We start from the raw sequence: 13670 nt of genomic DNA, 5'->3' as shown, positions 1-13670 counted from the left end.
CTACTCTCTATATTAGAGTTATTCTCATCTTTTTTGCAATATAGCTTTATCAACTTTTATCAATTTTCTTTGGGTTCAGCACTTTATAGAAAAGCACGCATAATAAGGAGAGGCAAGTTTATGCGCATCATAATTTTTTATCACTTTAAAATTATCCTAAAATATTTCGATGTCTGCTTTTATCTTGCTGCTGTTTATAGGAATATTTAAAACATAAAAAATATGTTCTTGTTCATTATAATTTAATGGGGAGAGGTAAGTGTTATGACAGAAAATCAAATAATGGCTTTTTCGATCATTGGTCTCATGATGGTTGTTTTTATTTGGGATCGATTTCGTTATGATCTTGTTGCTATTTGTACTTTATTAATAGCTTGTGCCCTTGGTCTTGTCAGTCCGAAGGAAGCTTTTAGCGGTTTTAGTAATGATATCGTTATTATCGTGGGGAGTGTGTTTGTTGTCAGTACGGCTGTATCTCGCTCTGGTATAATGGAATTTATTATTCAACGGATATGGCCAGACGTGAAATCGGTGCGTCTTCAATTAGCGTTTTTGGTTCTTTCTGTTGTCGTATTATCAATGTTTGTTAAAAACATTGGTGCTTTGGCGATTATGCTTCCGATAGCTTTTCAGTTTGCACGTCGTTCTCAGGTTTCTCCTTCTGTCTTTTTGATGCCCATGGCCTTTGGTTCTTTGTTGGGGGGGCTTATGACACAGATAGGAACATCTCCCAATGTTGTTATTTCAGCGATGCAAGAACGTTTAGCAGGAACACCTTTTACTATGTTTGATTTTACACCAGTTGGTGCGGTTGTTGCGACGGCTGGTGTTGTATATTTGGTTCTTTTTTATTGGCTTTTGCCTGTGCGTGTGCGTTCAGGTGTATCATTTGATGATGCCATTGATATTCGTAATTATGTTGCAGAAGTACATATTCCAATAAATTCACCGATTGTGGGAAAAAATATTGTTGATTTGGTTAAGCCATCAAGTGGTGATGTTATGGTGATTCAAATCATCAGAAACAAAGTATCTATTTCACCATTACCAGATTTTGTTTTGTCTGAAAATGATATTATTTTGCTGGAAGGATCACATACAGGGTTAGATAGCGTGATGAATTCTGCTCGTTTAGAGTTTTCTAAGGGGCGAACTATTGTTGCAGGTGATAAGGACAGTGATATTGATATTATTGAAGCAGTCATTACCCATAATTCACCTCTTATCGGTATTAGTGCGAAAGAGTTTTCCTTATTTGATCGCTATAATGTAAATTTGCTTGCGTTAAGTCGTCAACATGAAAGGGTGCGGGGAAGACTTGATGATATTATTTTCCATCTTGGAGATGTGATTGTTTTGCAAGGACAGGATGCAGTTATTCCAAATTTATTAAGAGAATTGAAATGCTTGCCCCTAGCAAAACGAAATATTGTGTTTGGAAATTTACGACATGGTTTCATCTCTTTAGCTGTTTTATTTATAGCAATTATTTTTACAGCTTTTCATATTGTTCCAGTTGCTTTTTCTTTCTTTTCTGCTGCTGCTGCAATGGTGATCTTTCGTGTTTTGCCCGCGCGTGATCTGTATCAGGCATTAGAAGGCTCAATATTAGTGCTATTAGCGGCTCTTATTCCAGTGAGTGAAGCGTTAGAGAAAACAGGATGTACGGATCTCATTGGTCAATGGCTGAGCCAATTGGCAATATTTTTCCCGCCATCCGGTGCTTTAGCGCTTATGTTGGTGACAGCTATGTTGGTTACGCCATTTTTGAATAATGCAGCAACAGTGATGATGGTAGCACCAATTGCGTCAAGTTTTGCTCATTCCCTTCATTATAAGCCTGAAGCTTTTTTGATGGCTGTTGCAATTGGTGCGGGCTGTGAGTTTCTTACACCTATTGGACATCAAAGTAATATGCTCGTGATGGCGCCAGGAGGATATCGTTTTAGTGATTATCCACGTTTAGGTGCTCCATTGGCGGTGTTGATCGTTATTATTGCTGTTCCAATGCTTATGTGGGTTTGGCCTTTACAATAGGATATTTTTAGAAACTTTAAGAATCAATTATAAAAGGTTGTTAATCGTATGAAGATAAGTTGAAGGGATATACTTTATATAAAGAGCTTTAACTGAAGATTTGGAATTATACCACACTGTAATCATGGCGCTTCGGTATTTTTGATACAGATAAAAATTTATCTATTTGGTTTTAGTAGATATTCATGGAAATTTACTGTTTATTCAAGTTTTTTCAAGAATTGGTTTTTCTATTATAATTGTATAATCCAATACAACCAACGATTGCGGTTGAAGACTTTAAAAGATTATTCCTCTATATAATGGAGAGAAAGTTCGCTTGAGATGATAGGCAATCATGATAAATATTAAGGCAGTGAATTTTTCATAATATGTAAAAGCTGTAATGTGAACAAACAGGGTGCTTACATCATTTTCGATTAAGACTGTTGCAAAAATCTGATTGAATTGGCTACATGTTGATTTAAAATAAATAAACGAGCAATTTAAAGATTTTTAGTTAATTAGGGCTACCATCTTTATCCATTTATGCGTAAAAGCACAGGTGAAGTAACTTTTTTCAAGGTATGATATATGTCGTATGATAGTTTTATTGCTGAAGTGAATGCAGAATTTCGTCAGGAAAAGGCGCTTGCTTTTTGGAGACGGTATGGTTTTTCAATTATTGGAGCGGCTGTTCTTTTTATATTCATGATAGTTGCTTATCAAGTTTATCATCATACACAAATAAAGAAAGCTGGTTATATTGGTGATGCATTTGTAAAGAGTCTTGATCTTGCGGATACACGTGATTTTGATAAAGCGATAAAGCAATTAGAAACTGTTAAAACCTCTCATTTTGGGGGGTATCCTTTTCTTGCTCGTTTACGTGAGGCTTCTTTACTCATGGAGAAAGGTGATATTATTAAGTCAGTGGAGATCTTTGATTCTGTTGCAGCGGATGAGAAAGCACCGCAGATTTTGCAGAAAGTTGCAAAAATTCGGGCGGCTTATATTCTGGTTGATACAGGGACATTAGCTGATGTTGAAAAGCGCATCAAAGATATGGCAAGTGATACCGATCCTATGCGTATGTCTGCAAGAGAAGCTTTAGGCTTAGCTGCTTATAAGGCGGATAAAATGGATGAGGCGGTTTATTATTTTAAGAAAATTTCTGAAGAAGGTTCTTTGGGTTTAAAAATAACAGATCGGGCTCGAATGATGCTTGAGCTTATACAAGCTGAGGGCAAGGCAAATAAGGAATAAATCGATGAGCCTTACCATTGCTATCGTTGGTCGTCCCAATGTTGGGAAGTCAACACTATTTAATCGTTTGGTTGGGCAAAAATTGGCTTTGGTTGATGATAAGCCTGGTGTAACACGTGATCGGCGTATTCATGCGGCAAAACTTCAAGATCTACGTTTTGATGTGATTGATACGGCTGGGCTGGAAGAAGCAGGTGATCATACACTTGAGGGGCGTATGCGTTCTCATACAAAAGTTGCAATTGATGAAGCGGATCTTATTTTATTTGTATTTGATGCAAAGAGCGGAATAACACCAAGTGATTTAAATTTTTCTTCATTGGTTCGCAAATCAGGAAAGCCAATTGTGCTTGTTGCCAATAAGTCTGAGTCAAGAGCGGCAACAGGAGGAGAGTATGAGGCGTGGTCATTAGGTTTGGGAGAGCCATGCCCAATATCGGCTGAACATGGTTTGGGACTTAGTGATCTGCGTGATGCAATTATAGATGCTGTTGGGTCAGAGCATGTTTTTGGCAACAACAAAGAAGAAGATAGAATGATACAACCTGCATCTGTTGGTGATGATGTAAAGGATTTGGAAGAAGAGGAGCTTATTTACGATGAAAGTAAGCCCATTAGGATTGCAATTGCGGGGCGTCCCAATACAGGAAAATCCACTCTTATCAATAGTATGTTGAAACAAGAGCGATTGTTAACAGGACCAGAAGCAGGACTCACGCGTGATTCTATTTCTGTAGATTGGGAATGGCGTGGTCGTCATATTAAACTTTTTGATACTGCAGGTTTACGTCGAAAGTCGAGAATTCAAGAAAAATTAGAAAAACTATCTGTTGCAGATACTTTGCGTGCTATTCGTTTTGCAGAAGTGGTGGTCATTGTTTTTGATGCAACGATACCTTTTGAAAAGCAGGATTTACAAATTGCTGATCTTGTGATTCGTGAAGGGCGTGTTCCAGTTATTGCTTTCAATAAGTGGGATCTTATTGAAAACAGTCAGACCACATTGATTGATTTGCATGAAAAATGTGCGCGATTTCTTCCTCAAGTTCGTGGTTTGAGAGCTGTTCCTTTATCAGGACAATATGGTCAAGGGTTTGATAAACTGATGGAAAATATCATGATGATGCACCGTGTATGGAATCGTCGCATTTCGACGGCTAAATTGAACCAATGGCTTGGAACTGTTGTGGCACATCATCCACCTCCTGCGGTTTCTGGACGTCGACTTAAGGTTAAATACATCACACAGGTTAAGACACGTCCTCCTGGATTTATGATTTCCTGCTCGCGCCCCAAAAGTATGCCTCAGTCGTATTTGCGTTATCTTGTCAATGGGTTACGTGAAACATTTGATATGTCTGGTATACCCGTTCGCATATCATTACGAGCCTCTGATAATCCTTTTGCGACACGTTCCAAGAAGAAATGATAACTCTTTAATTTTTTAAGTGAATGAAATCTATACTTAAGAATCTTAAAAATAAGTTTTTTAAATGATCGTTCTTTTCATAAAAGAAAAAGTTTTATTTGCTAAAGTTTTAATTTTATTGATAATCATTTATCATGAGCGCTATTGAATAGAGTTCTCTCATCTTGATAAAGATCATTTATTTGCATGTCATGAGAAGAGTTTAATAGGGAGTATTTAAGAAAGAGTACATAATCCTCTTAATGGGTTATTAAAGTGCAAGAATAGATGCAATATGAGGGTAGGGGAATGTAATTATGATGCTTGTTTGAAAAGCAGCATTAGATTATCGTTTCATAAAAATAAAGCTTATGAATAAGCGCTTTTGCTTACGATAGTTTGTCTGAATAAAAAGCAAAAATATTTGCTGAATCTACGGATATTCAATTGTAAAGAGCGAAATTCAAAAAAGTGGATTAAAATTGTATAAAGTAGTATGGTGATCTTATTTAAAATTTATTGTGTTCTATTGGCTTGACCTATTTGAAATTTTAGATTTATTAATATCTCGTATTTAAAGAAACCTCTCTTAATACCCTCAAGCTCATTGAGTGATGGGTTCTGTGATGGCATATGTAAAATACTTTGCGAATAGGATCATATAAAAACCATTGATTATTATCATTTTCATAAAATAAAAAGTGCAAGTTTATTTGAATAAAAGGAACAAAAAACGCTCTCATACTGTTTTTAGCTTTCTATGTTCTCTTTCAAAACTAGGACTGATATAACATTGGGAGTCGGAAAATAAGATGGTATTGGTTTACACCTTTTGTTAAGTGTAAAAATGGTTGTTCTATGAGTTTTATATTATTCACGTGAACTTTTCGTTATACATTCACGGGTGCTGTCGTGAAATCGGTTTAGGTGCTTGGAATATCTTTTTAAGAAAGCATGTAAATTGAAAAATACGTTATTTCTGCAATAAAATTTATACGATAATTTGTGATAGATTTCTTTTAGTATCTTGACGAATAAATTCGGGAACAATATGATGCACACGGTTTTATGAAATGTATTCTTACGTTGCTTTTTAATTAAGGAGCCAATGATGGCGATGGGCGAGAAACCCGTTATGAGCCGTAAGGAGGCTGAAGAGGAAAAGCAAGGAGAGTGTCTTCATTCAGAGGATTTGGAATGTCGTAGTAGGAACTTAAGCGTAGCTTTAGTGCGCAAGCAAGCATTAAAGAAGCGGGAGCATAGGAATAAGCGGGAAAAATCACAAGGAAGGATGGCAGGTGCAATTAAGCTTTCCAGTGAGTTTCTGGCAAGTATTATAGTTGGTATTGTTTTGGGGTTGGGGTTTGATAAGTTAGCAGGTTCATGGCCTTGGGGATTGGTATTTTTTCTCTTCTTTGGATTTGCTGCTGGTGTATTGAGTATTCTTCGGTCTGTGGGGTATGTTTCCTCCAGTCAATTAGGAAAAAAAGGCGTATTGCGCCAAGATAAACAAAATAAAGGGGCCAATGAGAGGTCCGATAAATGAGGTTGAAGTGACAGCGCACGCTCCAGATCCTATTCATCAGTTTGAGGTTTTAAGGCTGATTAAGATTTCCATAGGAAATATGGATTTATCGTTTACAAATGTATCATTGTTTACAGTTCTCACGGTTGTTGTAACTTCTATTTTTCTCTTTATTTCATCATCGAGTCGTGGATTGGTTCCAACGCGGATGCAGTCTCTTTCGGAAATGGCATATGAATTTGTAGCATCGACTCTGCGGGAATCATCTGGTGTGCAGGGAATGCAGTTTTTTCCTTTAGTTTTTTCTCTGTTTACTTTTATTTTGGTTGCTAACTTTATTGGTCTCTTTCCTTATTTTTATACGGTTACGTCTCAAATCATGATCACGTTTTCGTTAGCAATGGTGGTAATTTTGACGGTGATTGGTTATGGCTTTTATAAGCATGGGGTCAGTTTTTTGAAACTGTTCGTTCCCAGTGGAGTTCCTGTTGTGGTTTTACCTCTGGTGACAATGATTGAGGTTATTTCTTTTCTCTCCCGTCCAATTAGTCTTTCTCTTCGTCTTTTTGCGAATATGCTTGCTGGTCATATTACGCTTAAAGTGTTTTCTGGGTTTGTTGTTTCAATGATTGGGGTAGGAATCGTAGGTGTGGGTGGTTCGATTTTACCGCTTATTATGACTGTAGCAATTACTGCTCTTGAGTTTTTGGTCGCATTTCTTCAGGCTTACGTCTTTACGGTTTTAACTTGTATGTATCTTAATGATGCAATTCATCCAGGACATTAATAGAACTGGCGGTTTTCCGTCGAATAATGCAATTTCGCTTTAAAGGAGAATAACATGGAAATGGTGCTTGCAGCAAAATATATTGGCGCTGGTCTTGCTTGCTTTGGTATGGCTGGAACAGCTTTAGGACTTGGTAATATTTTTGGTAGCTATCTTTCTGGTGCATTACGAAATCCATCAGCAGCAGATAGTCAGTTTGGACGTCTCGTCTTTGGTTTTGCTGTAACAGAAGCTTTGGGAATTTTTTCATTGCTCATTGCTTTATTACTTCTTTTTGGGGTTTAATCATTATCAAAAGGGTATATCTGTTCTTGCATGAGGAAAGATTTACCCTTTTAGGCTCTTAACTAGAGAGATGCCAGAGAGATGTTTGTCAGTTATCATCGGTTATAGAGGGCTTTAATAAGCTATTTAAAGGATGAAAGAAGATGTTTGTTTCAAGCGCTTATGCACAGAACACTGAAACGTCGATAGAACATATTAAAAAGGTAGCAGAGCATGCAAATCGTGTGTTTCCGCCTTTTGATTTTGTGCATTTTGGTTCGCATTTTTTCTGGTTGGCAATTTCTTTCGGACTGTTTTATCTTTTTATCTCCCGTGTAATTGTACCACGTATTGGCGGTGTTATTGAAACACGGCGAGATCGAATCGCATCTGATTTAGATCAGGCAATGCGCATGAAGCAAGAAGCAGACATTGTTGTTGAAACTTATGAGCGGAAATTAGCAGAAGCGCGTTTGAACGCGCAGGCTATAGCGCAGGTAGCTAGTGAAGAATTAAAAGAAAAGGCAGAGCTTGAACGGAAAGAAATTGAAGAGAGTCTAGAGAAAAAACTCGCAGATGCTGAAAAACAGATAGCAAAAATTCGGGATAAAGCGATGCAAAATGTTGGTTCTATCGCTGAAGAAGTAGCTCTTGAAATTGTGAAAAAATTGATTGACGTTGATATCAGCAAAGAGGCTGTTCGTTCAGTTGTTAAAACTGCGGATTATTGAGGAAGACAAAGATGACTGATACTTTTTGGGCATTTGTTGGGTTAGTTCTTTTTTTGGCTCTTTTAGTCTATTTCCAAATTCCACAGAGGGTTATACACCATCTTGATGCGCGCGCGAAACGTATCAAAGATGAACTGGATGAGGCTCTGCGTCTTCGTGAAGAGGCACAGGAAATATTGGCTGAATATCAACGCAAACATGCAGAAGCAGAAAAAGATGCGCAAGAAATTATTGCAGCAGCAAAGCATGAAGTTGAATCTGTTATTGCTGAGGCCCGTGCAAAAGCAGAAGAATATGTAAAAAACCGCAATAAATTGGCAGAACAAAAAATTGCCCAAGCAGAAGCGGATGCAATACGCATGGTTTCTTCATCGGCGATTGATTTGGCAATTTCTACAGCACGTACCCTTATTGCAAGGGAAATAGATTCTAACAAGGCAGATGAACTTATCAAAGAGTCTCTTGAGAAAGAATCATTTATCAAAATGAAAACATATCTTAATTAATGATATTTGAGAGATAAAGAACAGTCTCTTTGGTTGCATAATTTTCTCAATATTAATTAATAAAAGTCATAAAAAAGAAAAAATTATCTTCATTGTTTTTATCAGTTAATAGGGTATTTTGATTTTAAATGACAAGTTTTGAGAAGTCTGCAACCGATTGTGTAACAATGTGAGTGCGTTTGAGAAGAGCAAGACGGTTAGCACGAACATCAGTTTTTTTATCATTCACCAATACTTTTTCAAAAAATATATCAATCAATTTTCCAAGTGGCGCTAGCACACTGAGTGCAAATGATAAATTTGTTGCATTGATGGGAGCAAGAACCTTTCTTTCTACTTCACAGATTGCATGATAGAGCTGCTTTTCTTCTTTCTCGACAAAGAGCTCAGGATTAATTTCATTCGCTATTGTTGTGCTTTTTTGAAATTCATTTTCAAGAATATTGGCAGTACGTTTTACAGAGGCTACAAAGTTCATTCCATCGTGGGTATTGATAAAAGCGATAAGCGATTCGACACGACGTGCAACCAATAAAAAATCATCAGAATCTTTATTTAAAACGGCTTCAAGGGCATCGTAACGAGCGCCTTCCTCTTTTAGATAGATTTTCAAACGGTCATGAAAAAAGAATAACAGATCTGATAAAATATATTCTGTTTTTTCTGGAAGCAGATTCTGCAATTGTGAATTTTCTCTTTGAGAGATTTCATATTTATTTTTTTGTTGTAAGAAAAGATTCGTTGCTAACTGGAACAGCGGCATAAGATTGATTTTCCAATCTCGCGAAAGTACAAGCCTAATAATTCCCAATGCTGCTCGTCTTAACGCATAGGGATCTTTTGAGCCCGTTGGTTTTTCATTAATGAGCCAAAAGCCAACGAGCATGTCAATTTTGTCGGCGAGCATAACGGTTATAGCAAGTGGTTCTTGTGGAAGACGATCTGTTGGTCCTTGAGGTTTATAATGGTCTTCGATTGCTACAGCTACGCGAGGATCTTCCCCTTGAAGAAGGGCGTATTTTTGCCCCATAACACCTTGTAGTTCAGGAAATTCTCCGACAATTTCTGTTTGCAAATCAGCTTTTGCAAGGATGGCTGCACGTTTTGCTAAAAGAGGATCTGTTTGTATCAAAGGGGCAATTTCTTGTGCGAGTGTAGCAATGCGTTCTACTCTTTCACCTTGTGTACCTAATTTAGCATGAAAGGTTACATTCAAATGATCAAGTCGCGCCATTCTTTGATCGAGAGGTTTTTTTATATCAAGCTCAAATTTTTTTATAGAAGATTCCAATTGTTGAAGATCAGGCAAATCATGCTGATCGGTTTGCCAAAAATGAAGTGCATCAGAAAGACGGGCACGGACAACCTTACTATTTCCTTTCGAAATTTCTTTGCCTTCATCATTTGCAAGAATATTAGAAACGAGAATAAAATGATGAGAAAGTTTTACTTTTTCTCCTTGTTTGCGGGTGACAAAACATTTTTGATTGGCTCGAATGGTCAAGCGAATAATTTCTGGAGGAATATCAAGGAATGATTTGTCAAAATCACCCATCAGGATAACAGGCCATTCAACAAGACCAGCAACTTCTTCTAGGAGGGGATTATCTTGAACCAGTTCTAAACCGTTTGCAAAGCAGAGATTTTGGGCATCAGCTAAAATAATATTCTTTCGTCTTTCGGCATCCAGAATGACTTTATGGGTTTCAAGTTGAGTAACATAGTCATCAAAGCGGCGCACTTGAAATGGCTCTCCATCACTTAAGAAACGATGACCATAAGTTAAATTATTGCTTTTAAGAGAACCAATTGTAAACGGAATAACATGTGTTTCACCAATTTCTGGTCCGAAGATGCAAAGAATGTTTTGTAAAGGTCTAATCCACTTCAAAGTACCACTTTGTGCTGAATCTTTTCCCCAACGCATAGATTTCGGCCACGGAAAGTTGCGGATAATATCCGGTAAAATATCGGCAATAATTTCTTCTGCAGCTCGACCTTTTTTAACAATTTTAGCAATATAAAAATGACCTTTTTTATCATCATGTCCAATATGCGCTTCAGAAACATCATTTAATCCTGTTGCACGTAGAAAACCATCAATTACATGCTGTGGTGATTTTATACTGGGACCTTTGCGTTCTTCATGGACATCTTTGGAGCGTGTGGAAAGTCCGCGTATGTCCAATGTTAGCCGCCGAGGTGTCCAATATTCACGAGCAGCTTCATAGATCAATCCAGCATTCACAAGTTGATCTGTAACAGATTTCTTAAGATCAGCAGCAGCTTTTCGTTGCATACGTGCGGGGATTTCTTCACTGAAAAGTTCAAGAAGAAGATCAGACATTAGGCTTCTCCAGTATATATTTGTCCAGCTTCTGTGAGTAAGAAGGCTTCCCCACAACGGCGCGCGAGATTACGAACGCGAAGAATGTAATTTTGTCGTTCGGTTACAGAAATAACGCCACGTGCTTGCAAAAGATTAAAGATATGGCTCGCTTTAATACATTGATCATAGGCAGGAAAAACACAGCGATGGAATACATTTTCTTTATTTGGTTTTCCAGCATCAAGAAGTGCGCTGCATTCACGTTCTGCATCGATAAAGTGCTGATGGAGCAGTTTTGTATCAGCAAATTCGAAGTTATAATATGAGTATTCCTGTTCTGCTTGTAAAAAAATATCTCTATAACTTATTTTGTTTTCTCCCTCCAAACCATTAAAGTTAAGGTCATAGACGTTATCAACCCCTTGGATATACATCGCTAGACGCTCAAGACCGTATGTGAGTTCCCCTGAAACAGGAGTGCATTCAATGCCGCACACTTGTTGAAAATAAGTAAATTGAGAGACTTCCATTCCATCGCACCAACATTCCCATCCAAGCCCCCAAGCACCAAGAGTGGGACTTTCCCAATCATCTTCAACAAAGCGAATATCATGCAGTTTTGTATCAAGCCCGATAGCTTGTAGCGACTTTATATAAAGTTCTTGTAGATTGAGCGGAGAGGGTTTGAGAAGCACTTGGAATTGATAATAGTGTTGTAAACGATTTGGATTCTTACCATATCGGCCATCTGTTGGACGTCGAGAGGGTTGGACATAAGCAACTTTCCAAGGGCGTGGTCCTAGAGAGCGTAATGTTGTTGCTGGATGAAAAGTCCCAGCTCCGACTTCCATATCGTAAGGTTGCAAAATTGCACACCCATAGTGTGCCCAATAATTTTGCAAAGTTAATATTAGTCCCTGAAAAGAACGTTTGGGGTTAAGATGTTCAGGCAGTTTCACGCTTTATACTCTTTATATTGAACTAAACAAAAAACAAAGTAATTTTAGTTTCTCTATTTATTATTTCATGTGGTTTATGGTTAAGCATCGTTTATTGCAAACCAAATTTCAACTTTTCTTGAATTTGTTCAGAATTTTCTGGTTTTCCGTCAATTGCGTGGTTCCATTGAAAGATTGCTTCACGTTTACGCCCAACTTTCCAATAGGCATCCCCTAAATGATCATTTAGTGTTGGGTCCTCAGGTTGTAATCTGACAGCATTTTCTAATATTTGCACTGCTTTATTATATTCTTTTAGTTTATAATAAGCCCACCCTAAAGAATCGAGAATATGACTGTTGTGAGCTTGTAAAGCAGAGGCTTTTTGTAGCATACGGAGCGATTCTTCAAGCTTCTCACCACGTTCCACAAGGGAATAGGCTAAATAATTAAGAACCTGCGGTTGATTTGGGAAAAATTCAAGAGATTTTCGCAAGTCAAGTTCTGCTTTTGGCCATTGCTTTAAACGTTCAAAAGCAATACCACGCTGATAAAAGAGTTTCCAATCGTCCTGCTGAAAGTTTTTTATCTTTGTAATAGCGTAGTCTAGAGTTTTAATGGCTTCAAGAAATTTATTATCCTGCATATAAAAAGCAACGAGCGTTATCAAAATATTACGATCATTGGGAAATTTTTTATTTAACAATGTGAGTAATTTTATTGCTTCTTTGTAATTGTTGTTATTGGCAAGAAGGAATGCAAGATGAAGTTGTCCATCTTTATAATAAGGAGATTTAGGGGATAAAGCGCGATAAAGTTTAATTGCTTGATGTGGATCGTTCAATTTAGCAGAAATGTGTGCGAGCTGAAACAGTGTTGCGTCATTTTGAGGGTATAATGCGAAAGATAATTGCTTAAAAATACGTGCAATTCGCCCTGAGTTTTTGTAGTTGAGGGCTGTTCCAAAATTATATAATACCTCGGCTGCTCCTTGTTGAGGTGTTTTAATAACTCTCTCTAAGAAAGAATTTTTTTCAATTTTTTCTTGAAAGTTTTTAAGGACTTCTCGACCTGACAACATTTGTTCGCCATGCTGGATTGTTTGAAGAGCTTGGTTGCGCATATTATGGCGCAATTGGAATGAGGCATAGGCTATGATAATACGCTCATAAGTATTAGGAGCGATAAGAGTTCCCTGTTTGTTACTCAGTGCTTTAATGAAATATTTTTTTGCATCCTTTGGCCGTTCTGCAAGGTCGCTCATAAGTGCTAGATGATAAGATATAAAAAGATCATACCAGACAGGACCTTTGAGTTTCTTAAGATCATCGATTGCCTGAGATTTTTGTCCAGATCCAAATGTAATCCAAGCGCCGATGAGTTCAGGTATTGGATTATTGGACGTAGGAAGTTCCTTTAATTTCAGAAGAGCCTTGGCATTCTTATAATCTTTTTTGATGAGACTTTCTACTGACAAAGTTAAGGAAACAAAGGGAGTTATAACATCGTTCTCTTTGAGTTTTTGGGCTTGTTGGACAGCTTCTTTAAAGTTTCCGACCGAGAGCATAGCTTCAAGGAGCTCTTTTTGTGTTTCAATGTTATCAGGTTGATAAACCAGTGCTTGTTTAAAATAATTGATAGCAAGTTCTGTTTTATTTTCATGATTTGCAACCCTTCCAGCTAAATAAGCACCTGTAAATGAGCTTGTATGAGTTGCTGCACTTATTTTACTGTAGGTGAGGGATGGCATCAGCATGATACCCACGATAAAGAGGGCAAAAAGTCGAGATACCGTTGCAGAGCACATGGAGCTAATCCTTTTCAAGATAATCAATTGATGGTGTTGTTTATAGATCATATCTCATTACTTTGTTGAGAAATACTGCGATTCTTGCAAAGA

11 protein-coding genes are annotated in these 13670 nt (G+C 37.4%); 8 read left to right on the top strand and 3 right to left on the bottom strand.

Annotated elements, in window-relative coordinates:
• The first annotated feature begins 264 nt into the window (after positions 1–264).
• The 8 genes from ACFINR_RS01185 to ACFINR_RS01150 all read left to right on the top strand — a co-directional run bounded on the left by ACFINR_RS01185 (position 265) and on the right by ACFINR_RS01150 (position 8503).
• Positions 265–2037 carry an SLC13 family permease gene (locus ACFINR_RS01185; RefSeq protein ID WP_375652333.1) on the top strand — a complete coding sequence of 591 codons (1773 nt, stop codon included), beginning with the start codon at positions 265–267 and terminating at the stop codon, positions 2035–2037.
• A 573-nt stretch (positions 2038–2610) separates the two neighbouring features.
• Positions 2611–3282, top strand: coding sequence for a tetratricopeptide repeat protein (locus ACFINR_RS01180; protein WP_375612087.1), 672 nt, complete (start codon positions 2611–2613; stop codon positions 3280–3282).
• 4 nt (positions 3283–3286) lie between these two features.
• Complete coding sequence (der, locus tag ACFINR_RS01175) at positions 3287–4711, top strand: ribosome biogenesis GTPase Der (protein WP_375652332.1); 1425 nt, start codon at positions 3287–3289, stop codon at positions 4709–4711.
• A gap of 1090 nt (positions 4712–5801) precedes the next feature.
• Positions 5802–6236: an AtpZ/AtpI family protein gene (locus ACFINR_RS01170; RefSeq protein WP_375612110.1), complete on the top strand. Its 435-nt coding sequence runs from the start codon at positions 5802–5804 to the stop codon at positions 6234–6236.
• 7 nt (positions 6237–6243) lie between these two features.
• Positions 6244–7002, top strand: a complete 759-nt coding sequence (locus ACFINR_RS01165) for a F0F1 ATP synthase subunit A (protein WP_375612111.1) — start codon at positions 6244–6246, stop codon at positions 7000–7002.
• Between the two features lie 54 nt (positions 7003–7056).
• Complete coding sequence (locus tag ACFINR_RS01160; RefSeq protein WP_005773968.1) at positions 7057–7287, top strand: F0F1 ATP synthase subunit C; 231 nt, start codon at positions 7057–7059, stop codon at positions 7285–7287.
• Positions 7288–7430: 143 nt separating this feature from the next.
• Positions 7431–7997, top strand: a complete 567-nt coding sequence (locus ACFINR_RS01155) for a F0F1 ATP synthase subunit B (RefSeq protein ID WP_273790398.1) — start codon at positions 7431–7433, stop codon at positions 7995–7997.
• A gap of 11 nt (positions 7998–8008) precedes the next feature.
• Positions 8009–8503, top strand: a complete 495-nt coding sequence (locus ACFINR_RS01150; protein WP_375612090.1) for a F0F1 ATP synthase subunit B — start codon at positions 8009–8011, stop codon at positions 8501–8503.
• 124 nt (positions 8504–8627) lie between these two features.
• On the opposite strand, the gene glyS is transcribed toward ACFINR_RS01150, so the two are convergent.
• The 3 genes from glyS to ACFINR_RS01135 all read right to left on the bottom strand — a co-directional run bounded on the left by glyS (position 8628) and on the right by ACFINR_RS01135 (position 13577).
• On the bottom strand, positions 8628–10850 hold the full coding sequence (gene glyS, locus ACFINR_RS01145) for a glycine--tRNA ligase subunit beta (protein ID WP_375652331.1): 2223 nt from the start codon (positions 10848–10850) through the stop codon (positions 8628–8630).
• Positions 10850–11791: a glycine--tRNA ligase subunit alpha gene (locus ACFINR_RS01140; RefSeq protein ID WP_375621090.1), complete on the bottom strand. Its 942-nt coding sequence runs from the start codon at positions 11789–11791 to the stop codon at positions 10850–10852. Before ACFINR_RS01140 ends, glyS begins: the two co-directional genes overlap by 1 nt.
• Before the next feature lie 91 nt (positions 11792–11882).
• Positions 11883–13577, bottom strand: a complete 1695-nt coding sequence (locus ACFINR_RS01135; RefSeq protein ID WP_375612092.1) for a tetratricopeptide repeat protein — start codon at positions 13575–13577, stop codon at positions 11883–11885.
• Positions 13578–13670 lie beyond the last annotated feature (93 nt).

Origin of the sequence: Bartonella sp. AP19HLJMH, assembly GCF_042196245.1 — a bacterium.
Taxonomy (GTDB): Bacteria; Pseudomonadota; Alphaproteobacteria; order Rhizobiales; family Rhizobiaceae; genus Bartonella.
Note: the sequence above shows the minus strand (reverse complement) of the source record. Positions and strands in the feature narration are given on the sequence as shown.